Origin of the sequence: Microvirga brassicacearum (assembly GCF_008757455.1) — a bacterium.
In the GTDB taxonomy this organism is placed as follows: domain Bacteria; phylum Pseudomonadota; class Alphaproteobacteria; order Rhizobiales; family Beijerinckiaceae; genus Microvirga; species Microvirga brassicacearum.
Genome location: NZ_VCMV01000007.1, coordinates 94,711 through 118,747, shown reverse-complemented (window position 1 = coordinate 118,747; position 24,037 = coordinate 94,711). Strand labels below are relative to the sequence as shown.

Sequence of the window (24,037 nt, the reverse complement as noted above, 5' to 3'; positions counted from 1 at the left end):
GGGAGCAACGGTCGGTCATGCGGCGGCTTCAGCTTTTCCGAAGCACCGCCACATAGAACCCGTCCGTGCCGGTCTTCAGGGGCGTCATCTGCAGGCCATGCCGGGTGTTGCGGACAAGCGGCGCGAGCTTTTCCATCTCGGCCCGCTCGAGCACCTCGGCGACCGGCACCGCCGCAAAGCCGTCGGTGCGCTCGAGGAAGGCCGCCACCGCGTCATCGTTCTCCTCCGGCAGGATCGAGCAGGTGATGTAGATGATGCGGCCGCCGGGTTTCACCAATGCGCCTGCCCGGTCGAGCACCGCCGCCTGCTCGTTGCGGCGGACGTCGAGACTGCCGGGGCGCAGGCGCCATTTCGCATCCGGGTTCCGCCGCCATGTGCCGATGCCGGTGCAGGGCGCGTCGACGACGACGCAATCCATCTTGCCGTCGAGATCGCCGACCGCGTCGGCGCGTGCACGCGGGGTCCGGATCTGAAGGTTGCGGATCCCGGCCCTGGTCACCCGCTCGTGAATCGGCGCGAGGCGGCGGGCGTCGGAATCGGTGGCGTAGAGCTGGCCGTGATTGTTCATCATCGCGGCCAGCGCCAATGTCTTGCCGCCGCCGCCGGCACAAAGATCGACGACCTGCTCGTCCGGCTGCACGCCTGAGAGAATCGCAGCAAGTTGAGAGCCTTCGTCCTGGATCTCGATCCATCCTTTGATGAATTCCGGCTCCGATTGAACCGCCGGGCCGCGCCCATCCTCGCCGGGCTGGATGCGCAGGCCCCAGGGCGAAAGCGGCGTCTGGACCGCGCCGAGATGCGGCAGCGCGTCGTGCGCTTCCGAGCGGCTATCCACCTTCAGCGCGTTCACGCGCAGGTCGAGCGGCGCGCGGGCGGTCAGCGCCTGCAATTCGGGCACGAGATCATCGCCGAAGAATGCGCGAAGCGATGGCTCGATCCAATCCGGGAAGTCGCCCGCGACCGGCGCCGGGGCGTTCTTCAAATCGGCGGCTTCGATCCGCGCCCGCTCTTCGCCCGTGACTGGTTCGGGAGCAAACCTCTCGCCGGAGAACAGCCGGGCGATATCCGCGAAAGACAGGCCGCGCTGAAGCACCAGCATGCCGAGCACGACGGCGCGGGGCGTGTTCTCACCCATGACCCAGGCGGCCGAGGCTTTACGTCGAAGCGAGTCGTACACGAGGCTCGCGATCGCCGCCCTGTCCTTCGAGCCGGCGAAGCGATGGGAGAGGCCCCAATCCTTGAGGGCATCCGTCGCGGGGCGGCGGCGGGTTTCGATATCGCCGAGAACCTCGATGGCGGCGGACAGGCGCGCTGCTGGCGTCATGGAAACATCACAATCAATTTTGGCCGCACATTGTTTTTGCAACGTGCGGCGACGAAACAAGGAGCTAGATGCCGGCTTCGGCAGCAAAGATCCGCAAGGCGAAGATGACCCACATCAGTATCAGGATGATCGCGCCGATGAGGAACACGGTGAACCGCTGCTGGAGCCGATTGGACGTGGTGTAGACGCCCGCGTGAAAGAGCCGCGTCACGACGAACATCCACGACAGGACGACGAAAACAAGATCGGCCTTGCGCGTGATCAGCGCCAGCGCCACGAGCACGTAGAACAGCACCGGCAGCTCGAACTGGTTCGCGTAGGTGTTGGACACCTGCTGGGTGCGGGTCGGCCAGTTTGGTTGCCCGAGCGCCACATCGCGCACCTTCACGTCGCCCTTGCGGATCAGCCCGACGCGGGCGCGGCCCGTCCAGATCAGCAGCAGCAAGGTCAGGCCGACCTGCACGAAGACCGGCAGGAGAATGGCGGTGATGCTCATATGGGTCTCTCAAGCGCCTCAGGAACGGCCGGGATAATTCGGGCTCTCGCGGGTGATCGTCACGTCGTGGACGTGACTTTCGCGCAGGCCCGCATTGGTGATGCGAATGAACTGCGCCTTCTCATGGAATTCCGCGAGATCGGCCGCCCCCACATAGCCCATGGAAGCGCGAAGGCCGCCGGAGAGCTGGTGCAGCACGCCGGAGACCGGCCCCTTGTAGGCCACTTGCCCTTCGATGCCTTCCGGCACGAGCTTGAGGGTGTCGCGAACCTCGGCCTGGAAATAGCGATCCGCCGATCCGCGCGCCATGGCGCCGACCGAGCCCATGCCGCGATAGGATTTGTAGGAGCGGCCCTGGTAGAGAAACACGTCGCCGGGGGTCTCGTCCGTGCCGGCGAGAAGCGAACCCACCATCACGCAGGACGCGCCGGCGGCAATCGCCTTGGCAAGATCGCCCGAGAATTTGATGCCGCCATCGGCGATCACCGGGATGCCGGCCTCGACCGCCGCTTCGACCGCTTCCATGATGGCTGTCAATTGCGGAACGCCGACGCCGGCGACGATGCGCGTGGTGCAGATCGAACCGGGCCCGATGCCGACCTTCACGGCATCCGCGCCCGCATCGATGAGAGCCTTGGCGCCCTCGCGAGTTGCCACGTTCCCGGCGATCACCTGGACGGCGTTGGAGAGCTTCTTCGCCCGCGTGACGCTTTCGAGCACCCGCACCGAATGGCCGTGGGCGGTATCGACGACGATCACGTCGCAACCGGCATCGATCAGGCGCTCGGAGCGCTCGAAGCCCTGCTCGCCCGTGGTGGTGGCGGCCGCAACCCGCAGGCGCCCCTGGCTGTCCTTGGCGGCGTTGGGATGGGCCACCTGCTTCTCGATGTCCTTGACGGTGATCAGGCCGATGCAGCGGTAGTGATCGTCGACCACCAGAAGCTTTTCGATGCGGAACTGATGCAGAAGGCGGCGCGCCTCGTCCTGGTTGACGCCCTCACGGACGGTGATGAGCCGATCCTTGGTCATCAACTCGGAAACAGGCTGCGCGGTGTTGGTGGCGAAGCGCACGTCTCGGTTGGTCAGGATGCCGACGAGCTTGCCGTTGGAGCCGCCCGGGCCGCGCTCGACCACGGGAATTCCCGAGATGCCGTGATGCTTCATGAGCGAGAAGGCATCGGCCAGGGTCTCGTCCGGGTGGATGGTGATCGGATTCATCACCATGCCGGATTCGTATCGCTTGACGAGCCGGACCTGCTCGGCCTGGGCTTCCGGCTCCAGGTTGCGGTGGATGACGCCGATACCGCCGTGCTGGGCCATGGCAATCGCCATCTTGCCCTCGGTCACCGTATCCATCGCGGAGGCGATGATGGGGAGAGACAGGCTGATGGATTTGGTCAGCCGGGTCGAAATGTCGACGTCGCTGGGCAGAACCTCCGAGCGACCGGGCCGCAGCAGGACGTCATCGAAAGTGAGGCCTTCGACGAGTTGATCGATAATGCGGGCCATGGCCAACTCCTGGAACAGATGATGAACGGATCGCCGTTGACAGCGACCTCAGGTTGGCGAGGGTCCGTAGCACGGGCTTTGGCTTTCGCAAAGCGTTCCGCGCAGGCAATCGCCGAACACCTGCCGTGCGTCGATTTGGTTTGCAACTTTCGCGCATGCCGTTAATTCCACAGACTCATGCGACCCTCGCGCCTCCTCCCCCTGATCATCGCCACCGCCCTGTTCATGGAGAACACGGATTCCACGGTCATCGCCACATCGCTGCCGATGATCGCCAGCGATATCGGGGTGGACCCGATCTCGCTCAAGCTCGCCATCACATCCTATCTCCTCGGGCTTGCCGTCTTCATTCCGATTTCCGGCTGGATGGCCGACAGGTTCGGCGCCCAGAAGATTTTCACCGCGGCTCTCGCGGTGTTCATGGCGGGCTCGCTCGCCTGCGCCTTCGCCAACTCGCTCGAGGGCTTCGTCGTGGCGCGCTTCCTGCAGGGGATGGGCGGCGCCATGATGGTGCCGGTGGGGCGGCTGGTGCTGTTGCGCAGCGTCCCGCGCAACGAGGTCGTGCAGGCTCTGGCGATGCTGACCATTCCGGCAATGGTGGGGCCGATCTTCGGCCCCATTCTCGGCGGGTTCATCACCACCTATTTCGACTGGCGGTGGATCTTCTTCATCAACATCCCGATCGGCGTCCTGGGAATTGTCCTTTCGATCCGCTTCATCCCCAACATCAAGGAAGACAACATCCCGTCGCTGGACGTCGTCGGCTTCCTGCTCTCCGGGGTCGGGCTTGCCCTCCTGATGCTGGGCTTTGCGTCGGGCGGGCACCTGATCCCGCGTTCGGTCTCGATCGCCTGCGTCATCCTCGGCACGATCTGCGTCGTGCTCTTCGTCCTGCATGCGAGGCGGACACCCCATCCGGTGATGCAGCTCGGGCTGCTGAAGCTGCCGACCTTCCGCGCCAGCATCGTGGGCGGATCGCTCTTTCGCATCGGCATTGGCGCCATTCCATTTCTGCTGCCGCTGCTGCTGCAGATCGGATTCGGCTTGTCGCCGCTCGCCTCCGGATCGCTCACCTTCATTTCCGCCGTGGGCGCCCTGTTCACCAAGACCCTGGCGAAGCGTGTGCTGGAGCTGACCGGCTTTCGCCGCCTGCTGGTGGTCAACGCCATCATCGGCGCCGCCTTCATCGCCCTCAACGGCTTCTTCACCCCCTCGACGCCGCACTGGATCATCATGACGATCCTGTTCGCCGGCGGCTGCTTCCGCTCGATGCAATTCACCAGCCTCAATGCCATCGCGTACGCCGACGTCTCGCATCGGGACATGAGCTCGGCCACGAGCCTGTCCAGCGTCGCGCAGCAGCTTTCCCTGAGCATCGGTGTCGCGCTCGGCGCCGGCGTGCTGGAAGCCTCGGCCCGCATGCGGGGCGCCGAGGACATCGGGGCCGAGGATTTCGCGGTCGCGTTCTGGGCGGTGGCGGCCCTTGCGGCGCTGTCGTCGCTGGCATTTCTCAAACTTCCGCCCGACGCCGGCGCCGAGATGTCCGGCCACCGGGCGTTCCGGCAACAAGCGCCGTCCACAGGCCTCGAGGTGACGGTGGAACCGCGCTGAGCCTGCGCTATCTTGGGGGGACGCAACGAGGACCCCTGCATGGATAAGCGCATCATCGATCTCTATGACGATTTCACCCATGGCGGTATGAACCGCCGCGCTTTCATCGACCGGCTGGCGACCCTCGTCGGCAGCACAGCCGCCGCCAGCGCCCTCCTGCCGATCCTGCAGAACAACTACGCGCAGGCGCAGACCATCCCCGAGAGCGACCCGCGCATCACGGCCGAGATGGTGGATATTCCCGGTGCACCGGGCCTGAAGGGCTATCTCGTCCGGCCCAAGACCGGCGGCAAGCTGCCCGCCGTCATCGTGATCCACGAGAACCGCGGGCTCAATCCGCACATCAAGGACGTGACCCGGCGCATGGCCACCGAGGGGTTCCTGGCGCTCGGCCTCGACTATCTTTCGCCCATGGGCGGCACGCCGACCGACGAGGACAAGGGCCGCGACATGATCGGCCAGCTCAAGCAGCCCGACGTCATCGCCTATGGTCGGGCCGCCGTGGCGTATTTGAAGGGTCACCCGGACAGCAATGGCAAGGTCGGCGCGATCGGCTTCTGCTGGGGCGGCGGCGCGGTCAACAACCTGGCGGTGGCGGAACCCGATCTTGCCGCCGGAATCGCCTATTACGGCGGCCAGCCCAAGGCCGAGGACGTGCCGAAGATCAACGCGGCGCTGATGCTGCATTACGCCGGCTTGGACGAGCGCATCAACGCGGGCATCCCGGCCTATGAGGCGGCGTTGAGACAAGCAGGCAAGACCTACGAGATCCACCTGTACAAGGGCGCCAACCACGCCTTCAACAATGACGCCAACGCAGCCCGTTACGACAAGGGCGCGGCGGATCTGGCATGGAGGAGGACCGTGGCGTTCTTGAAGAAGCATCTGGGGTGAAATTTGGTGCAGAATCCGGGCGGACTCTCCTCCCTTTGGTGGGAGTTGGAGGTCGGGCGCTGGCGCCAACTGAATCGAGGTTGGCGCTCACACCCCCACCCTGACCCTCCCCACAAGGGGGAGGGAAACCGCGCGGTGCCGGAGTTCAGGTAAAAGCCAACGCTACCAGGCGCCACCGGGGCTCTCCTCCCCCTTGTGGGGAGGAGTTGGAGGTGGGGGTGTGGGCGCCACACGATTTGAGATTTGCGCCAACACCCCACCCTGATCCTCCTACAAAGGGAAGGGAAATGCCCTAATCCTCGAACGCTTCCACCGGCACCCGCTTGCCGATCATGAACGCATCCGCCACGAGCCGGAATGGCATGTCTTCCACGTCGGAGGTTCCGGCTTTCAGAAGCGTGTCGAATTGTTGGTAGACGCCCGTATATTCGGCCGGGGTTTCGTCGACCACGACCTTGCCGTCGAATTCGAGCCGCGCCGCGCCTTTCGTCAGCAGGAGGTGCTGGCCCGCCGCCGTGTCGATCTCAATGTCCCAGGTCTGCGGGCCGGTCTGGCGCCAGTCGAACTCGGCCCGCAGGTCCTCGCCTACCGACCCGGATGCGAAGACGAGGCTCGCGGCGATCGGCGCATCGCGATTGGCGGGAAATTCCAGTGTCGCCTGTTTGATGAAGATCGGTTGCGGGGCGATGCGGGTGAGGATCGACAGGGCATTGATGCCGGGATCGAAGATGCCGAACCCGCCCGCCTGCCAGATCCATTGCTGGCCCGGATGCCATTGCCGCACATCCTCTTTCCAGGTGATCAGCAGACGTTTGATGGCCTGTCCTTGCAGCGCCTTGGCGGCCGCGTCCACGCCGTCATTGTGCTGGGCGTGCCAGGCGGTGAATAGCGTTTTGCGTGCGGATGAGGCGATGCGTTTCAGGTCTTCGAGCTCACTTAAGGTCGCGGCGGGCGGCTTTTCGAGGAGCGCGCTCTTGCCCGCCTGAAGCGCCTGCTTGGCGATGTCGTGCCGGACCTGCGGCGGCGTGCAGATCGCCACAGCATCGAGATCGGGAAGCTTCAGCATCTCGCGATAATCGACGAACGTGTACTTGGCGTCCTCCGGCGAAAGGCCGCGCTGGCTCGACACGGCCAGCAACTCGAAATCGGGATTGGCCCGAATGGCCGGCAGGTGCTGGTCCTGCGCGATCTTGCCGAAGCCGATGATGCCGACGCGGTGCGGAGCCATGAGAGCTGTCCCCTCGGATCACGATGAGTTTGGGCCGGACTTATCCAAACTCATCCGGAGCGCTAGTAGTCGGGCTTCTCGTTGCCGGCCGTGCCTCTGAAACCGGTCGCCATCACATACAGTTCCGCCGAATCCGAACGGCTCGCCGCCGGCTTCACGTGACGGACGACCGCGAAATCGCGCTTCAGGTCGGTCAGGAGCTGCCCTTCGGTGCCGCCCTGGAACACCTTGGCGATGAAGCTGCCGCCCGGCGCCAGCACCTCGCGCGCGAAGAAGATTGCCGCCTCCGCCAGCCCCATGATGCGCAGGTGGTCGGTCTTCTTGTGGCCGGTGGTGTTCGCCGCCATGTCGGACATCACCACGTCGGCGGGTCCGCCCAGAAGCTCCATGAGTTTCCCGGGAGCGCCTTCATCGAGGAAGTCGAGTTCGATGAATTCGACGCCGGGCATCGGGTCGATGTGCAGCAGGTCGATGCCGACCACGCGACCCTTCGCGCCCACCTTGCGCGCGGCAATCTGCGACCAGCCGCCGGGGGCCGCGCCAAGGTCGACCACACGCTGGCCGGGTTTCAGAAGATTGTACTTGTCGTCAATCTCCAGCAGCTTGAACGCCGCGCGGGACCGATAGCCCTCGCGCTTCGCCCGCGCCACATAGGGATCGTTGAGTTGGCGCTCGAGCCAGATCTTGGACGACAGCGAACGCTTGTTCGCGGTCTTCACCCGCTGCTTCATGTTGCGGACACCCGATCCGGGCTTGCTGGTGCTCATCGATAAGCCCCCTGCAGCCAGACCCCATCATCGCGCATCATGTTCATCAAAATTCCTTCGCGAAGCCCGCGATCGGCAATCCGCAATCGATCCGACGGAAACGCCATCCGGATCGCCTCGAGAATGGCGCAGCCCGCCAGAACGAGATCGGCTCGCTCGCGCCCGATGCAGGGATTGGCCGCCCGTTGATCAAAATCCGAATTCAGCAATCGTTCGAGAACCGCAGAGATCTCGGTGTCTTGCATCCACATACCGTCAACGCGGCGCCGATCATAGCGCTGCAGGCCGAGATGAATGCCGCCGACGGTCGTGACCGTGCCCGAGGTGCCGAGGAGATGGAAATTGGCGCCCTCGCCCGAGCCGGACGCCGCCAGATTGAAATTGACGAGCAGGTCCGACACTTCCTCGACCATGCCGCGAAAGCTCTCGGCCGTCACCTGCACGCCGCCGTGGCGCTCAGCCAGCGTCACCACGCCGACCGCAAGCGAATCCCAGGCGCGGATACGCCGGCATGGATCGACCAGCATGTTGGTGGCCGGCCCGTCGAGCCAGGCAATTTCCGTCGACCCGCCGCCGATATCGAACACGACGACGGAATCCGCGTCGGGATCGGCCAGCGAGGCGCAACCCGTCACCGCCAGATAAGCTTCTGTCTTGCGGTCGACGATCTCGAGCGTGATCCCGAGTTCCTCGCGAACCCGGTCGATGAATGCGGGGCCGTTTTCGGCAAGACGGCACGCTTCCGTCGCTACCAGGCGGGCGCGCGCCACTGCTCGGGTATCCATCTTGTCGCGGCAGACCCGGAGCGCATCGATGGTCCGCTCGATCGCGTCCGCCCCGAGCTGGTTGCCATGCCCCAAGCCTTCGCCGAGACGGACGATGCGCGAGAACGCATCCACGACCCGGAAGCCGAAATGGGCCGGCTCGGCGATCAGGAGGCGGCAATTGTTGGTGCCGAGGTCAAGGGCAGCGTAGGTGCGACTCGAGCGGCGCTTCTCGGAAATCTGCGACGATCCTGACGTGGGCTCGGCCCCGCGCGAATCCCGCTCGGAACCCGAGACCGGGCCCGACCGCGCCTCCTGGGACCCGGCAATCGCATCGTACTTCACAGTCAAAACTCAATCCTTGGCATCGGCATCCGACGCCGGTTTCGCCTGAGAGTACCTGTCGCCCTCTTTTTCGCCAAGGGCGCGGGCCGTGTTTCGGGGCTGGCGCCGGGTTTATGAACGGCCGCGAAGGCCTTCAGACGGAAAAACCGCGCAAGCGATCCGTCAGGCCGACCAGCACATCCGCTCCCACATTGGCGAACGCCACGCGCAGCTGACGCTCCTGCCCAGGCCCGAAATAGCTGCCGGGCAGCACGAGAACGCCGCGTTCGGTCGCCAGCTTCGCTGCCACCGCTTGAGCGCTCTTGTCTGCGAACGGGTGGGTCAGATAGGCGAAATAGGCTCCCGCCGACTCGATCCGCCATCCCGGCAGCGGCGCGATGGCCTTCCGGAAGACCTCCGCGCGATGGTTGATCTCGTGCCGGTTTTCCTCGCGCCAGCCGCGCAGGTTGTCGATCGCCCATGGCAGCGCCGATTGCGCCGTCCGCGGCGGGCAGATCTGGATGCAGTCGAGGATTTTCGCCACCTGATCGATGACAGCATGATCCGCCGTGATCGCGCCCGTCCGGTGGCCGGGAATCGCGTAGGATTTCGAGAACGAATAGAGCTGGATGACCGTGTCGCGCCACGCCTCGCTGGCGAAGAGGCCGTGCGCCTTGCTAATTTCATTCGGCAGAAAATCCCGGTATGTCTCGTCCAGTACGAGAGAAATTCCCTTCCGGCGACACAGGTCGGCGAAACTTTTGATCACTTGATCGGGATAGACCGCACCGGTCGGGTTGTTGGGCGTCACGAGGACGATGGCCCGGACCTTGCCGTCGATCAGCGGCTCCGCATCCTCGATGCGGGGCACGAATCCGGCATCCGCCCGGCACGGCAGCGGACGCGGCTCGATCCCGAGCATGTCGAGGGACATCTGATGGTTGAAGTACCACGGCGCCGGCAGCAGGATCGCGTCGCCGTGGCGGGCGAGCAGCATCATGGTGGCGAAGAACGCGAGATTGCAGCCTGCCGTGATTGCCGTATCCCGCGGCTCGATTCGTCCGCCATAGAGCGCCGACAGGTCGGCCGCATAGGTGGCGCAAAGCTCGTCGTCGCCATTGATCGGCCCGTATTTTGCCGATGCGGCCGAGCCGGCGCTGGCCGCCAGACGCTCCAGCATCGAGGGGTGCGGAGCCGATCCCGGAACGGCCTGCGAAAGGTTGATCACCGGACCGCGCGAGCCGTCATATCGCGCCAGCCAGCCTTGCGCCTCGGGGATCGGCGGGCTGCCGACATCGGCAACCAGCGGGTTGATCGCGGCAGGCGTGGCGGTTGTCATGAAGCACTGTCCTGTGGGAGCGGTTGGCAAGAAAGCAGCTATCGCCTTGACCGTACTGTGGATCAAGAATACTGGCGCTATGACGTAACATTTGCCCGGCCGGAGTTCACATGATCGTTTTTCGGAATCCTGTTACAGTCGCGCCGCCAATTGGGCGCTACACACATTCGGTGTCCATACCGCCGAATGCCCGGTTGTTGCTGATTTCCGGGCAGATTGGGATGTCTCCGGAGGGATTGCTTGGCATCACCTATGAGGAACAGTGGCGCTATGCTCTGCAAAACATCATCCTGAACGTTGAGGCAGGCGGAATGTCTCTGACGGACATCGTGAAGTGCACGGTACTGATCGTGGAGAGATTTCGCCCGATCGGAGATGATGCCCGGGCGAGGGTGACCGCGATCTCAAAAGAAATCCTTGGCGATCACGTGCCGACTTGGACGACGCACATCATCCCAGACCTGGTGAGACCGGATCTCATGCTCGAGATCGAGGCAATCGCAGCCGCTGTCTAGTGATCGAGTTGCAGCATCGAACGCCGCAACTCGTCTCCCAAGATCAATCCTTGGCGCGTTCCACGTAGGAACCGTCTTCCGTCATGATGACCACGCGGGTTCCGGGAACGATGTGTCCCGGCACAAGGGTGCGCGCGCCGTTTGACAGGATCGCGGGCTTGTACGAGGAGGAAGCCGTCTGGCCCTTCACGACCGGCTCGGTCTCGACGATTTCCAGCGTCACGCGCGCGGGCAGTTCGAGCGAGATCGGGAGGCCGTTATGGGTCGAGAGCATCACCGGCATGCCCTCCTGAAGGTAGACCTTCATGTCGCCCACGATGTCCGCCGGCACCTGAACCTGGTCGAAGTTTTCGGGGTTCATGAAATGGTAGCCGTCGCCGTCGGCGTAGAGGAAGGTGTGCTCTCGGTCTTCCACGAACGCACGCTCGACCTGCTCGGTGGTGCGATACCGCTCGGAGACCTTCACACCGTCGGAGATGCGGCGCATATCGAGCTGGGTGACAGGCGTGCCCTTGCCGGGGTGGATGTTCTGGGCGGTGAGAACCACATAAAGCCTGCCGTCGACATCGACGACGTTGCCTTTGCGGAGCGTAGAGGCGATGACCTTCACGGAAAGCGTTCCTTGTGACACATAGGGCACGTCGAAGGGACGGGAGAACTGGCCCCGGACGACGCCTGAAAACTGTTTCAACGCCGCACTAGCCTATCTTTAAGCAAATCGCCAGCCTGAGCGGCCAAAACCTGAACCGGATCGTGGAAACCAAGAAAGCGGCCCTGCCCGCGTCCCCATCCCTGCCCGCCGCTTCACCGTGGTGGACGCCGCACGTCCATGCGGACCGGCGTCCGTTCCTCATGGCGCGGAATCACATCCAGGCGGCCCTGCGCGGGTTTTTCGCGGAGCGCGGTTTCATCGAAGTCGATACGGCGACGCTTCAGGTCTCGCCGGGGAATGAGGCGCATCTTCATGCTTTTGCGACCGAAGCGGTGTCCGCTGGCGGCGACAGGACCCCGCTCTACCTGCACACCTCGCCGGAATTCGCCTGCAAGAAGCTGCTGGCCGCGGGCGAACGCAAGATTTCCTGCTTCGCCCATGTCTATCGCAATCGCGAGCGCGGGCCGCTCCACCACCCGGAATTCACGATGCTGGAATGGTATCGCGCCGGCCAACCCTACGAGGCGCTGATGCGCGATTGCGGGGAGATGCTGGCGCTGGCTGCCGATGTGGCGGGGACCCGCACCCTCTCCTTCCGCGGCCGCGAGACCGACCCCTTTCAGGAACCCGAGCGCCTGAGCGTCGCTGAGGCCTTCGAGCGGTTCGCGGGTATCGATCTCTTGTCGTCGATCGCGCCCGACGGCTCGACCGATGCGGCGTCTCTCGCGGCGTCGCTGCAAGCCGCAGGCCTGCGGGTGGCAAAGGACGACACCTGGTCGGACCTTTTCAGCCGCGTCATCGTGGAGCGGGTCGAGCCCAATCTCGGCCTTGGGCGCGCCACGATCCTCGATGAGTACCCGGTCGCAGAGGCAGCGCTCGCCCGTCCGACCGCCCGCGATCCACGCGTGGCGGAGCGGTTCGAGTTCTATGCCTGCGGGGTCGAATTGGCCAACGCCTTCGGCGAGTTGACGGACCCGGCCGAGCAGGCGCGCCGGTTCGCGGCGGAAATGGCGGAAAAGATGCGGGTCTATGGCGAGAGTTATCCGGTGGATGAGGATTTTCTGGCAGCGCTCGCGCTGATGCCGGAGGCCTCCGGCATCGCCCTCGGCTTCGACCGCCTCGTGATGCTGGCGACCGGCGCCTCCCGCATCGAACAGGTGCTGTGGACGCCGCTGCCGGAGATCGGCCGTTGAACATCTCCCGCACGTTGCGCACACCGGCCGAACTGATCGATGCCGGGATGATTTCGCCGGAGCTGCAGCAGGACATCGAGCGGGTGGCCGCGCTGTACGCCGTGGCCGTCAGTCCCGCGATGGCGGCCCTCATCGACCCGAATGATCCTGCCGACCCCATTGCGCGCCAGTTCGTCCCGACCGGCGCGGAGCTTTCAACGAGACCGGACGAACGCACCGATCCCATCGGCGATCTTGCTCACAGTCCCGTCGAAGGCATCGTGCACCGCTATCCCGACCGGGTTCTGCTCAAGGCCGTCCATATCTGCCCGGTCTATTGCCGCTTCTGCTTCCGCCGCGAGATGGTCGGGCCGCAAGGTTTGGGCACGCTCTCGCCAGACGCCATGGATGCGGCTTTCGCCTATATCGCCGAACACCGCGAGATCTGGGAGGTGATCCTCACCGGCGGCGATCCGCTGGTGCTGTCGCCGCGCCGGCTCGAAGAGATCATGCGGCGGCTTGCCGCCATCGAGCATGTGAAGATCGTACGCTTCCACACGCGGGTTCCCGTGGTCGAGCCGGACCATGTGGACGAGGCCCTGATCGCTGCCCTGAAATCCAGCGGCAGGACCACCTATGTGGCGCTTCACGCCAATCATCCGCGCGAATTGACAGAGCAAGCCCGCAGGGCCTGCGCGCGCCTCGTCGATGCGGGCATCGTCATGATCAGCCAATCGGTGCTGCTGCGCGGCGTCAACGACGATGCCGATGTGCTCGCCGATCTCATGCGCGCCTTCGTGGAGACGCGGATCAAGCCCTACTACCTCCACCACCCGGACCTCGCCCCCGGCACCAGCCATTTCCGCCTCTCGATCGCCGAGGGACAGGCGCTCGTGACAGCCTTGCGCGGCCGCATCTCCGGCCTGTGCCAACCGACCTACATCCTCGACATTCCCGGCGGATACGGGAAGGCGGAGATCGGAGCGAGAAGCATTCGGCAAACCAGCGACGGCTGCTATGCGGTTGCGGATTTCCGGGGCGCCGAGCATGCCTATCCGCCCGGCGACGAATAGGGAGCTCGCGCCACCGCGCCCGTTCGGGCATGGGCCAGCGCCGCGACGATGAGCGCCGCCATGGCGAGAACCTGGAATATGGCGCCTGCTAGGTGCGAATATTCCCATTGCGTGCGGAGCCTCCCCCAATCATTGGGCATCCGCGTCCAGTTCTCGGTCGCGACGTTTGCCGGAAAGGTGAAGAGCCAGAACAGCAGCTGTGCGGACAGAAGACAGAAGATCGCCCCGACGACAGGCCAGAAGACCCGCGGTCGCCGACGAGACATCACCGCAAGCGCGATCATCGCCGCAAGCTCGACGAGCAGGAGAAAGGCGAGCCTGTCCCACCCGCGATAGACCTGCTGGACGATGAAATACTCATCGCGCGGAAGCCCGATCTTGTTCGGCAGCTCGAGGACGTGGGCGAGCGCAGCGCCAAGCGCCAGCGCGGTCGCCAGCAGGGCAATGAAGAACACCACATCGTAAACGATCGGGAAACGGCGGTAAGACATGCGGAAAAAACGCCCTCCTTCGCCGCCCCGTTCCGCGGGTGAAGGTTCGGAGGAGGTGGAGACCTCAGAGTTTTGCAGGTTTCGACCTCAGCGTCCGCAAGAGCCGTCCATCGATCGCCGCCAGCCCCGCGCCGATCAGCGCCATGCCCGCAAAATGCCTCGGGTCCAGCCTTTCCCCGAGCACCAGGGAGCCGAGCAGGATCGCGCTGACGGGGATCAGGAAAGTGACCAGGAGGAGGTTGGTTGCGCCGGCGGTCGACAGGATGCGGAAATACAGCACATAGGCAAGCGCCGTCGAAAGGATCGCGATGCCGGCGATCGCCGCCCAGGTATCGAGACCCGGCATCGGCAGGACCCATGGCCGATCGACGATCAGTGCCAGCGGAAGCAGAAGGATGGCGGACGCAGTCACCTGACCGGTGGCGGTGGCCATCGGCGCAACGCCCATGCGCTTGAAGCGCCGCCCGTAGATCCCCGCGAGCGCATAGGAGAATGCCGCCGCAAGGCAGGCCGTCTGCGCCGCGATGTTCGCCCCCGATTGCTCCAGGACCGCCGGTCCGATGAGGAAAACGACCCCGACGAACCCCACCAGCACGCCGGCGAGCCGGTTGCCGGTCATCTTCTCGTCGCTGGTGAGATAATTCGCCGCCAGGACGCCGAAAAGCGGCGTCGTGGCGTTGAGGATGGATGCCAGACCCGACGCGATATGGGTCTGACCCCAGACGATGAGACAGAACGGCACCACGTTGTTCATCAGCCCCATGGCAATGAACGCCGCCCAGGCTCTCGGATCCGTCGGCATGCGGATGCCTGACAACCGCAAGACGGCCAGCAGGATGATCGCCGCAAGCCCGACCCGCAGCACCACGATGCTGAAAGGCGGCAGCTCCTTCACGGCGATGCCGGTGAAGAAGAACGAGCCGCCCCACAGCACCGAGAGCGCAAGCAGCATCGCCCACTCGTGCCAGCTCATGATGCGGTTGATGGTGGGACTGGAAAGAGATGTGCTTGTACGGCGATTCACGCGCGGCTCCTGAAAACTGTGGGTCATATACTTCCCCTCATCCTGAGGAGCAGCCAAAGGCTGCGTCTCGAAGGGTCGTCCTGTGCCTACTGGAGACGCCTCGTCCTTCGAGACGCCGCTTCGCGGCTCCTCAGGATGAGGCTGTGGGACAGGCGCTTCGCCTTTTTCAAGGCGGAGGCTTTAGCTGGCCTCCCAGCTTAGAGCCGGCGGCGATCGGCGCGATCCGTTTCCTGCGCTCGAACTCGCGCCTGTTCGTTTCAGTCGAAACTGCCCTTCGCGCCCCGCCCCTTCTTGATATCCGCGCGCCGCCCCTTGGATTCCAGCCGCCGCTCTTTCGAGGCCAGGGTCGGGCGCGTCGGGCGTCGCGGTTTCGGGCGTTCGGTCGCCTGTCGGATCAGCTCGACGAGACGCGCCTGCGCATCCTCGCGGTTGCGCTCCTGCGTGCGGAAGCGTTGCGCCGTGATGATGAGAACGCCGTCATTGGTCAGGCGCTGGCCGGCCAGCCGCTCGAGCCGCTGGCGCACGTCATCGGGCAGGTTCGGCGAGCGGCGAACATCGAAGCGCAATTGCACCGCGGTCGAAACCTTATGGACGTTCTGGCCGCCGGGGCCCGATGCGCGGATGAAGCTTTCCTGCAGCTCATCCTCGTCGATCGACAGAGAATTGGTCACCTGAATCATGACGCCTCGACCAAAAACATGCCGGTGATCATTCGGCGGCTCGCTTGTGAAGGATCTCAATAGAGGCTAAGCGCCTCGAGCACATCCGGAAATGCACATCCGGCGATGCCCACCGAAAACCGCGCCCCGCCGCGCTCTTCTTTCCGGCTCCCTCATGTCAGCGGTCTTCGCCAGTCTTATCCCGACCTTTCTGATCATCGCGACAGGCTGGCTCTGCCGCGCCACCAACTTTGTCGACGATCGGCAATGGGCCGGGCTGGAGCGGACGACCTACACGATCTTCTTTCCCGCCCTCATCATCGATACGCTCTTGCGCGCCAATCTCCGGGAGGTTCCGGTCGCGGGAGTCGGCGGCGCGCTGGTGGTCGGCATCCTGGTGATCACCGTCATCACGCTGGCTTTGCGCCCGCTGCTGGCCCGCCGCTTTGCCATCGACGGGCCGAGCTTCACGTCGATCTTCCAGGGCGCGACACGCTGGAACACCTTCATCGGCCTGTCCGTCGCCGGCAGCCTGTTCGGGCATCGCGGCGTCGCGCTGATTGCGGTTGCGATCGCCGCCATGGTGCCGCTGCTCAACCTCCTCGCCTTCTATGTGTTCATCCGCTTTGCGGGCCAGGCCCGTCAAAGCCCCTATGAAATCCTGCGCTCCTTCGCGGCGAACCCGTTTATCTGGTCCTGCGCCATCGGAATCAGCCTCAACCTCCTGGCGCCGCCCCTGCCGCAGCCCATCGGCAGCTATGTCGAGTTCCTGGGAAGAGCGGCCCTCGCGGCGGGCCTTCTGGTGGTCGGAGCGGGACTCGACATCCGTCGTCTCGCGCGGCCTGGGGTCGCGCATGCGGTGTCGGGTGTTCTGAAATTGCTGGTCCTGCCGCTGGTGGTGGTCAGCGTGGCGCGCCTCGGCGGGGTGACGGGCGACGACCTCGCAGTAGCGATCATCGCCGCCTCCGTGCCCTCGGCAAGCTCCGCCTTCGTGCTCGCGCGGCAGATGGGCGGCAACGCGCCCCTGATGGCCGAGATCCTGACCCTGCAGACGCTGGTGGCCATGGGATCGATGCCATTGCTGATTGTTCTGCTCGGGTAGGAAACGATCACAACTTACGGTTATTTAATTTTTGTTGTGTGCCGGCGGTTGTATTGTTATTGAGCGACATTGCAACGTTACTGCCAGCCAAAGGTCTCATGTCCAAGACGCCGAGCACAACCAAAAGTTTATCAACCCCTGGCGCTGCGGCTGCTGCCGGCGCGGAAGGCCTGCTGAAGGGCGGCGCCGATCCCGTCGAGACGGCGAAATTCGTGGCGGATTTCACCATCGAGCTGGCGTCGCTGGCGCGCCGTTCGCGGCTCGACCTGCTGGCCTATCTGCTCGACATGGCGAGACTCGAAGCGATTCGGGTCGTGCAGGCGAGCAACCCGGAATCCTGACGCTCAGGACGTCGCGATCAGCGATACCGCATTGCCGCCATGGCGCTCCAGCCGCCCGGCGATTTCCAGCTCCAGCAGCGCCATCTGCACATGCCGGATGGAGAGCCCCGATTGCCGCGCGAGATCGTCGACCGGCACCGGCGAAGGCCCCAGCAGCGAGACGAGATCGATTTCGATCCGGTCACCGTCGCCGGCTTCATCCAGCAAGCCGGCATCCGGCAGCACCATGCCGACGGCTGGACGGCCGATCTCGGGCAAATCGAGTTCGTCCCACAATTCCTCGGTGCCGAGAAGGTGGAGCGGCTCGCCCATATCCGGATCGAGTTTCGGACCGGCTGCGACCAGCGGCTCCAGCACGTTCGTCACATGTTCAAGCCCGGCGCAGAGCGTTGCGCCGTCGCGGATGAGATCGTTTGTTCCCTCCGCGCGCGGATCGAGCGGCGAGCCGGGGACGGCAAACACCTCCCGGCCCTGCTCGAGGGCGAAGCGCGCGGTGATGAGCGAGCCGGAGCGGCGCGCCGCCTCCACCACCACGACCCCGTAGGAGAGGCCGGAAACGATCCGGTTGCGGCGCGGAAAATCGCGGCCGCGCGGCTCCCACCCCATAGGCATCTCCGAGATCACCGCCCCGCCATTCTCGATGATGGCGAGCAGAAGCGGCTCGTTCTCGGGCGGATAGACGCGATCCTGACCGCCGGCGAGCACCGCGATGGTGCCACTGGCAAGGGTCGCCTTGTGGGCTCGCGTGTCGATCCCGCGGGCAAGGCCCGACACGATCACGTAGCCGAATTCCCCCAATTGCCGCGACAGGCGCTCGGCAAAGGTGAGCCCGGCCGCCGAAGCATTGCGGGAGCCGACCATCGCCACAGCCGGCCGCGAAAGGATCTCGGTCGATCCGCGAACGCCGATCAGCGGCGGCGCGGTATCGGCGGCCTGGAGGGTCTTGGGATAGTCCGGTTCGCCCATGGCGATGAAACGGATGCCGAGCCGTGCGGCGGCGGCGAGTTCCTTCTCGGCTGCGGCGCGGCTCGTGACTTTCAGCGCCGCCCGTCCGCTCCTGCGGGCGAGATCCGGCAGCGCTTCCAGCGCCGCCGATGCGCCGCCATATTGGTTGATGAGGGCGCGGAAAGTCCGTGGGCCGACATTCTCGGAACGGATCAGGCGCAGCCAGTCGAGGCGCTGCTCATCCGTCAGCAATGCGCCGGCGCTCAACCCTTCTGTCCAATTCGGCCTTCGGTGCCCTCGAGCAGCCGGTGGATGTTCTCGCTATGCTTCCACCACAGCAAGGCCGCGAGGATGAATGCGACGCCGGCCATCTGCGGCTCGTCGAGGAGCCACAGCACGATGGGCGAGGCTGCGCTCGCCACCAGGGCGGAAAGCGACGAATAACGTGTCGTGAAGGCAAGCCCGAGCCAGATCACCACGAAGGCCAAAGCTGCCAGCGGCTGCAATCCGAGCAGCACGCCGAGAAAGGTCGCCACGCCCTTGCCGCCCTTGAACCCGAGCCAGACGGGAAACAGGTGCCCGAGAAAGGCGCCGAGCGCCGCCACCGCGCCGAGATCGTCCGCCCAGTAGCGCGCGAGGAGAACGGCCGCGGTCCCTTTTAGGGCATCGCCGATCAAGGTCGCGGCCGCGAGACCCTTGCGGCCGGTCCGCAGCACATTGGTGGCGCCGATATTGCCGGAACCGACCTTCCGGATATCGCCCAACCCCGCCATGCGGGTGAAGATGACGCCGAACGGGATGGAGCCGAGGAGATAGCCGACGACAAGGGCGGCCAGCAGGAAGAGCAGGTGGGCGTCGTCGGACATTCGCTATCGTTTCCCTTCAGGTGGACCGGCGGTCGAACACGATCCTGCCCGCAACCAGCGTCAGCGTCACCTGCCCTTCCAGACGGGCTTCCTCGAACGGCGTGTTCTTGGATAGCGAGCGCAATTGCCGTTTGTCGAGAACGTAGGGCGCGTCGGGATCGAACACGATGAGATCCGCAGGCGCGCCGCATTCGAGCCGCCCGGCCGGCAAACCAAGGATTTCAGCGGGTCTGGTGGAGAGTGCGCGCAGGAGCTGAGGCAGCGAAATGAGATCCGCGTGGAGGAGCCGCAGGGCCGCGGACAGCAATGTTTCGAGCCCGACTGCGCCGTCTTCGGCCTCGGCAAATGGCAGCCGCTTGGTCTCCACATCCTGTGGATTGTGATCGGACACGATGACGTCGATGGTGCCGTCCGCGAGCGCGGCGATCATCGCCTGCCGATCGTCCTCGTCACGCAGCGGCGGCGAGAGCTTGAAGAACGTGCGGTAATCACCGATGTCGTTTTCGTTCAGCGCCAGATTGTTGATCGATACCCCGCAGGTTACCGGAAGGCCCGCCGCCTTTGCGGTGCGGATGATGTCCGCCGAATCGGCGCAGGAGATCATCGCGGCGTGGTAGCGCCCACCGGTGAGGCGAACGAGACGCATGTCGCGCTCCAGCATCACCGTTTCGGCCTCCCGCGGGATGCCGGGCAAACCGAGCCGGGCGGCAAATTCCCCTTCGTTCATCACCCCCTGGCCGACAAGGTCGGGATCCTCCACATGATGGACGATGAGGGCATCGAAATCGCGCGCATAGGTCAGGGCACGGCGCATCACCTGGGCGTTGGTGATGGAGCGCGCCCCGTCGGTAAACATGATCGCGCCCGCCTCGCGCAAAAGGCCGATCTCGGCCATCTCCTGCCCCAGCAACCCCTTGGTGAGGGCGGCCGCAGGACGAATATTGACGATCGAGGTATCGCGCGCCCGACGCTGGACGAAATCGACCATGGCCGGATCATCGATCACCGGGTTGGTATCCGGCATCGACACGATTGTGGTGACGCCGCCCGCCGCCGCCGCCTCGCCGGCGCTTTTCAGGGTCTCGCGGTGCGCCGCTCCCGGCTCCCCGATGAACGCCCGCATGTCGATCAGACCCGGCGCCAGCACCTGCCCGCCGCAATCGATCACCTCGGCGCCCTCGGGAGCCGCAACGGCGGGACCGAGTGCCTTGATGAGCCCACCCTCGATCAGCACGCCCCCGCGTTCCTCGTGCCCGGTGGCGGGATCGACGAGCCAGGCGTTTTTCAGGAGGAGCGGAGGATGAGACGACGTCATGCGGGTTTCCCTCTCCCTCTCCCCTCTGCGGGAGAGGGTGGCCTGCGAAGCAGGTCGGGAGAGGGGCAGAGCTGGGATTCAATTGCCGCGCGCACAGAGTCAAGCACCAGATTGCCGTTACCCAGCATCACATCATTCGAAAAGCGCAGCACCTGAAAGCCCTGGCGCTGAAGAAACGCATCCCGCGCTCGATCGTGCGCTCGCTGTTCAGGCGTGTCATGTGGCGGCCCGTCGAGTTCGACGATCACCCTCGCGGCAGAACAAAGGAAATCCACGATGTATGGAGCGATGGGAACCTGTCGCTTGAATTTATAGCCGTGGAATCGGCCCGCCCGAACCTGCTGCCAGAACCGATCTTCGGCACGAGTCTGAAGGGAGCGTTGCTCCTTTGCGAAGTCGCGGAGTGCGGTGGGGACCTGGTTTTTTCTGATCGTCATGGCCCCTCTCCCGACCGCCTTCGGCGGCCACCCTCTCCCGCAGAGGGGAGAGGGAAGGTTTCTATCGATTCGGCAAATGGCTCGCCAGAGCCTCCAGCACCGCCATGCGCACGGCCACGCCCATTTCAACCTGCTCGCGGATCAGCGATTGCGCGCCATCGGCGACTTCTGAGGAGATTTCGACGCCGCGATTCATCGGTCCCGGATGCATCACCAGCGCATCGGGCTTCGCCCAGGAAAGCTTTTCCTGATCGAGACCGTAGAAGCGGAAATATTCTTTGGTGGACGGCACGAACGAGCCGTTCATGCGCTCGCGCTGCAAGCGCAGCATCATGACGATATCGGCGCCGTCCAGCCCACGGCGCATGTCCGTGAAGGTCTCGAAGCCGAGCCCTTCGATTCCGGGCGGCAGCAGGGTCGATGGGGCGACGAGGCGCACGCGCGCGCCAAGGGTCGCCAGCAGCAGCATGTTCGAGCGGGCGACCCGCGAATGCACGATGTCGCCGCAGATCGCCACCGTAAGCCCCTCGATGCCGCCCTTGTTGCGGCGGATCGTGAGCGCGTCGAGCAGCGCCTGTGTCGGGTGCTCGTGCGCGCCGTCGCCGGCATTGACCACCGAGCAATCGACCTTCTGCGCGAGCAGATGCACGGCGCCTGCCGCGTGGTGGCGCACGATAATGAGGTCGGGCCGCATGGCATTCAGGGTCGCGGCCGTATCGACTAGCGTCTCGCCCTTCTTCACCGAGGAGGACGCGACCGACATGTTCATCACATCGGCGCCAAGGCGCTTGCCGGCGATTTCGAACGAGGATTGGGTGCGCGTCGACGGCTCGAAGAACAGGTTGATCTGGGTGCGGCCGCGGAGGGTCGATTTTTTCTTCTCGACCTGCCGGCTGACCTCGACCTGCTCGTCGGCAAGATCGAGTAAGGCGGTGAGATCCAGCGCGGACAACCCCTCGATTCCGAGCAGGTGGCGATGGGGAAAAACGGGTCGGGGTGTGTCACTCATCTTAAAACGATGGCTATACGGGGAGTTGAAGAAGGCGGCAAGCGTGGCACGCCGCCTAACGCTTTATTCGCCGTCATTCCGGAGCGCGAAGCGCGAACCTGGAACGGATATGCGCTGTCGTTCGAAGGCTGCGTGATGGACGGGTCTATCCAGCGACCTCTGCGCGTATGGGTTCCGGGCTCCGCTGCGCGGCCCCGGAATGACGGGGTGGCGCCAACGTCATTCCGGGGCGCGTGAAACGCGAACCCGGAACCCATAAACGCCGACCGGTGAAAAGAAGCGCGACGGCTCCGATGGCGCCCTGTTCGGGAATCTCAGCGGGTATGAGTTCCGGGTTCCGCTGGCGCGGCCCCGGAATGACGGGATGGTGTAAAAATCGACTGGCGGGCGCTAGACTTCCCCATCAGGCAGAGCAGGAACCGCCATGGATCCGCACGAGGTTTTCAACCAGACACCGCCTCTTGTCGATTTCGACCTGACCTCGACCGACAGGCCGCTGCTCGATGCGCTGGCTGCCAACCATGTGGATCTCGACGCGGAGGGCCTTGCCTCCTTCGGCAAGCGCTGGGGCAGCGGGCAGCGTTTCGAGCGCGGTCGCCTGGCCAATGAAAACCCGCCGCGCCTGCGGACCCACGATCCCGTCGGCCACCGGCTCGACGTGGTGGAATTCCACCCTGCCTACCATTCCCTGATGACGGCCAGCATGGCCGATGGGCTTCATGCTTCGACCTGGGACGAGCGGATCGCCGGCGACGACGAGGGCCGCAAATCCGTCGCCCGCGCCGCCCGCCTCTTCATGATTTCGGGAATAGAGGCTGGCCATGTCTGCCCGCTGACGATGACGCATGCTTCCGTGGCGGCGCTCAGTGCGAGCCCGGAACGGCTTGCCGAATGGCTGCCGAAAATTCTCTCGCGGGAATACGATCCCCGCTTCATTCCGTTCTGGGACAAGACCTCCGTGACCCTCGGCATGGGCATGACCGAGAAGCAGGGCGGTACCGATGTTCGGGCGAATACCACGACAGCCATCCTCGTCACGGGCGACGAATATGCGCTCACCGGGCACAAATGGTTCATGTCGGCGCCCATGTGCGATGCCTTTCTGGTGCTGGCGCAGGCGCCCGGCGGGCTTACCTGCTTCCTGCTGCCGCGGTTTCGGCCGGATGGCTCCTTGAACGCGCTGCGCCTGCTGCGGCTGAAGGACAAGCTCGGCAATCGCTCGAACGCTTCCGCCGAGGTGGAGTTCGAGCAGGCATTCGCGTGGCGCATCGGCGAGGAAGGTCGCGGCATCACCACTATCCTCAAGATGGTCCAGCTGACGCGGCTCGATTGCGCCGTCGCCTCGGCCGGGCTCGTGCGGATGGGCCTCGTTCTCGCCCATCATCACGCTCGCCACCGCGAGGTCTTCCGGAAGAGACTCATCGACCAGCCGCTCATGCGCAGCGTGCTGGCCGACCTTGCGCTGGAATCGGAGGCGATGACCGCCCTGTCCATGCGGCTGGCACGGAGTTTCGACGGCGCCGACAGCACCGAGGCCGCCTTCGCCCGTCTCATCACGCCCGCGGCGAAATTCGGGATCTGCAAGGCGGCGCCGCGCCTCCTCTATGAGCTGATGGAGTGCCTCGGCGGCAACGGCTATGTGGAAGAGAGTCCCCTGCCCCGCCTCTACCGGGAGGCACCCGTCAACGCGATCTGGGAAGGTTCCGGCAATGTGATCGCGCTCGATATCCTGCGCACGGAAAACCGCGAACCCCAGGCTGCGGCCGCCGTTCTCGCCAGCCTCATGAGCGGCGTCGATCACCTCCCGGGCGCCCGGGACACCGCCAGCGAGATCATCCAGGCGCTTAAATCCCCGGAGGCCGAGGCGCGAGCCCGCTTCATCGCCGACCGGCTGTTTGCATTGGCGGCGACCGCGGCGCTGGCGGCCTCGGCCCCGCCCGAAATCGCCGAGGCCTGGGCTCGCTCCCGCCTCGCCCGGCCGGCCGGCCTGATCGGGAGCAATGATCTGGGCGGTGCGACCGACGCCTTGCTGGAGCGGGTGTTTCAGACCATATAGCGGGTTCGCCTTCTAGACCGATTTGACTTGTCGGCGATCATCAACCACTTATCCGCCCCCACGGCAGTCAGGCTTGGCTGCCGGTTTTTGCCGTGACCACCGAGCGTCCGCTCGCGGCTATTAG

General features: G+C 64.9%; 24 protein-coding genes. 8 read left to right on the top strand and 16 right to left on the bottom strand.

Annotated features, from left to right (window positions below; translation table 11 throughout):
* Window positions 1–28: 28 nt before the first annotated feature.
* From FEZ63_RS06260 to guaB, 3 genes are all read right to left on the bottom strand, one after another.
* Window positions 29–1,324 (bottom strand): RsmB/NOP family class I SAM-dependent RNA methyltransferase, encoded by a 1,296-nt coding sequence (locus FEZ63_RS06260; RefSeq protein WP_150942772.1) that lies wholly within the window; start codon window positions 1,322–1,324, stop codon window positions 29–31.
* 64 nt (window positions 1,325–1,388) lie between these two features.
* The gene (locus FEZ63_RS06255) at window positions 1,389–1,820 is read right to left on the bottom strand and encodes an MAPEG family protein (protein WP_150942771.1); all 432 of its coding nucleotides are present in this window, start codon (window positions 1,818–1,820) and stop codon (window positions 1,389–1,391) included.
* An 18-nt stretch (window positions 1,821–1,838) separates the two neighbouring features.
* Window positions 1,839–3,329, bottom strand: a complete 1,491-nt coding sequence (gene guaB, locus FEZ63_RS06250; RefSeq protein ID WP_150942770.1) for an IMP dehydrogenase — start codon at window positions 3,327–3,329, stop codon at window positions 1,839–1,841.
* Between the two features lie 177 nt (window positions 3,330–3,506).
* Here guaB and FEZ63_RS06245 point away from each other — a divergent pair, with 177 nt between their 5' ends.
* Window positions 3,507–4,940 (top strand): DHA2 family efflux MFS transporter permease subunit, encoded by a 1,434-nt coding sequence (locus tag FEZ63_RS06245; RefSeq protein ID WP_150942769.1) that lies wholly within the window; start codon window positions 3,507–3,509, stop codon window positions 4,938–4,940.
* Between the two features lie 39 nt (window positions 4,941–4,979).
* Window positions 4,980–5,834, top strand: a complete 855-nt coding sequence (locus tag FEZ63_RS06240) for a dienelactone hydrolase family protein (protein ID WP_150942768.1) — start codon at window positions 4,980–4,982, stop codon at window positions 5,832–5,834.
* Between the two features lie 292 nt (window positions 5,835–6,126).
* Here the strand turns inward: FEZ63_RS06240 and FEZ63_RS06235 are convergent, their stop codons facing one another.
* The 4 genes from FEZ63_RS06235 to FEZ63_RS06220 form a co-directional block, all read right to left on the bottom strand.
* Entirely contained in the window at window positions 6,127–7,062 is a 936-nt protein-coding gene (locus tag FEZ63_RS06235) for a Gfo/Idh/MocA family protein (protein ID WP_150942767.1), read from the bottom strand.
* A 62-nt stretch (window positions 7,063–7,124) separates the two neighbouring features.
* Window positions 7,125–7,829, bottom strand: coding sequence for an RlmE family RNA methyltransferase (locus FEZ63_RS06230; protein WP_150942766.1), 705 nt, complete (start codon window positions 7,827–7,829; stop codon window positions 7,125–7,127).
* On the bottom strand, window positions 7,826–8,923 hold the full coding sequence (locus FEZ63_RS06225) for a Ppx/GppA phosphatase family protein (RefSeq protein ID WP_150942818.1): 1,098 nt from the start codon (window positions 8,921–8,923) through the stop codon (window positions 7,826–7,828). Before FEZ63_RS06225 ends, FEZ63_RS06230 begins: the two co-directional genes overlap by 4 nt.
* 148 nt (window positions 8,924–9,071) lie before the next feature.
* Window positions 9,072–10,256: an aminotransferase gene (locus FEZ63_RS06220; protein ID WP_150942765.1), complete on the bottom strand. Its 1,185-nt coding sequence runs from the start codon at window positions 10,254–10,256 to the stop codon at window positions 9,072–9,074.
* Window positions 10,257–10,366: 110 nt separating this feature from the next.
* Between FEZ63_RS06220 and FEZ63_RS06215 the strand changes: the two genes are divergently transcribed.
* Window positions 10,367–10,771, top strand: a complete 405-nt coding sequence (locus tag FEZ63_RS06215) for a RidA family protein (protein ID WP_150942764.1) — start codon at window positions 10,367–10,369, stop codon at window positions 10,769–10,771.
* A 43-nt stretch (window positions 10,772–10,814) separates the two neighbouring features.
* Here FEZ63_RS06215 and efp read toward each other — a convergent pair whose 3' ends face one another.
* Complete coding sequence (gene efp / locus FEZ63_RS06210; protein ID WP_150942817.1) at window positions 10,815–11,381, bottom strand: elongation factor P; 567 nt, start codon at window positions 11,379–11,381, stop codon at window positions 10,815–10,817.
* 182 nt (window positions 11,382–11,563) lie between these two features.
* On the opposite strand from efp, the gene epmA reads away from it, so the two are divergent.
* Together epmA and FEZ63_RS06200 are read left to right on the top strand one after the other, a co-directional pair.
* Window positions 11,564–12,616, top strand: a complete 1,053-nt coding sequence (gene epmA, locus FEZ63_RS06205) for an EF-P lysine aminoacylase EpmA (protein WP_150942816.1) — start codon at window positions 11,564–11,566, stop codon at window positions 12,614–12,616.
* Window positions 12,613–13,668 carry a lysine-2,3-aminomutase-like protein gene (locus tag FEZ63_RS06200; protein ID WP_150942763.1) on the top strand — a complete coding sequence of 352 codons (1,056 nt, stop codon included), beginning with the start codon at window positions 12,613–12,615 and terminating at the stop codon, window positions 13,666–13,668. Before epmA ends, FEZ63_RS06200 begins: the two co-directional genes overlap by 4 nt.
* On the opposite strand, the gene FEZ63_RS06195 is transcribed toward FEZ63_RS06200, so the two are convergent.
* The 3 genes from FEZ63_RS06195 to arfB all read right to left on the bottom strand — a co-directional run bounded on the left by FEZ63_RS06195 (window position 13,647) and on the right by arfB (window position 15,863).
* Window positions 13,647–14,159 carry a DUF1772 domain-containing protein gene (locus tag FEZ63_RS06195; RefSeq protein WP_244622664.1) on the bottom strand — a complete coding sequence of 171 codons (513 nt, stop codon included), beginning with the start codon at window positions 14,157–14,159 and terminating at the stop codon, window positions 13,647–13,649. The two genes, FEZ63_RS06200 and FEZ63_RS06195, sit on opposite strands and share 22 nt — an antisense overlap.
* 64 nt (window positions 14,160–14,223) lie before the next feature.
* A complete protein-coding gene (locus tag FEZ63_RS06190; RefSeq protein ID WP_150942814.1) occupies window positions 14,224–15,132 on the bottom strand; it encodes a DMT family transporter in 909 nt (302 codons plus the stop codon).
* A 308-nt stretch (window positions 15,133–15,440) separates the two neighbouring features.
* Window positions 15,441–15,863, bottom strand: a complete 423-nt coding sequence (gene arfB / locus FEZ63_RS06185) for an alternative ribosome rescue aminoacyl-tRNA hydrolase ArfB (protein ID WP_150942762.1) — start codon at window positions 15,861–15,863, stop codon at window positions 15,441–15,443.
* A 154-nt stretch (window positions 15,864–16,017) separates the two neighbouring features.
* On the opposite strand from arfB, the gene FEZ63_RS06180 reads away from it, so the two are divergent.
* Window positions 16,018–16,944, top strand: a complete 927-nt coding sequence (locus FEZ63_RS06180; RefSeq protein WP_150942761.1) for an AEC family transporter — start codon at window positions 16,018–16,020, stop codon at window positions 16,942–16,944.
* Window positions 16,945–17,042: 98 nt separating this feature from the next.
* On the top strand, window positions 17,043–17,285 hold the full coding sequence (locus FEZ63_RS06175; protein ID WP_150942760.1) for a hypothetical protein: 243 nt from the start codon (window positions 17,043–17,045) through the stop codon (window positions 17,283–17,285).
* 3 nt (window positions 17,286–17,288) lie between these two features.
* On the opposite strand, the gene dprA is transcribed toward FEZ63_RS06175, so the two are convergent.
* The 5 genes from dprA to FEZ63_RS06150 all read right to left on the bottom strand — a co-directional run bounded on the left by dprA (window position 17,289) and on the right by FEZ63_RS06150 (window position 21,857).
* Complete coding sequence (dprA, locus tag FEZ63_RS06170) at window positions 17,289–18,497, bottom strand: DNA-processing protein DprA (RefSeq protein ID WP_244622663.1); 1,209 nt, start codon at window positions 18,495–18,497, stop codon at window positions 17,289–17,291.
* Window positions 18,494–19,096 (bottom strand): glycerol-3-phosphate 1-O-acyltransferase PlsY, encoded by a 603-nt coding sequence (gene plsY / locus FEZ63_RS06165; RefSeq protein WP_150942759.1) that lies wholly within the window; start codon window positions 19,094–19,096, stop codon window positions 18,494–18,496. Before plsY ends, dprA begins: the two co-directional genes overlap by 4 nt.
* A gap of 16 nt (window positions 19,097–19,112) precedes the next feature.
* The gene (locus FEZ63_RS06160; protein WP_150942758.1) at window positions 19,113–20,411 is read right to left on the bottom strand and encodes a dihydroorotase; all 1,299 of its coding nucleotides are present in this window, start codon (window positions 20,409–20,411) and stop codon (window positions 19,113–19,115) included.
* On the bottom strand, window positions 20,408–20,848 hold the full coding sequence (locus FEZ63_RS06155) for an endonuclease domain-containing protein (RefSeq protein WP_150942757.1): 441 nt from the start codon (window positions 20,846–20,848) through the stop codon (window positions 20,408–20,410). The genes FEZ63_RS06160 and FEZ63_RS06155 overlap by 4 nt, the downstream gene beginning before the upstream one ends.
* A gap of 61 nt (window positions 20,849–20,909) precedes the next feature.
* Complete coding sequence (locus tag FEZ63_RS06150; RefSeq protein ID WP_150942756.1) at window positions 20,910–21,857, bottom strand: aspartate carbamoyltransferase catalytic subunit; 948 nt, start codon at window positions 21,855–21,857, stop codon at window positions 20,910–20,912.
* A 424-nt stretch (window positions 21,858–22,281) separates the two neighbouring features.
* Between FEZ63_RS06150 and FEZ63_RS06145 the strand changes: the two genes are divergently transcribed.
* Window positions 22,282–23,913: an isovaleryl-CoA dehydrogenase gene (locus tag FEZ63_RS06145; protein WP_150942755.1), complete on the top strand. Its 1,632-nt coding sequence runs from the start codon at window positions 22,282–22,284 to the stop codon at window positions 23,911–23,913.
* The last annotated feature ends 124 nt before the right edge of the window (window positions 23,914–24,037 follow it).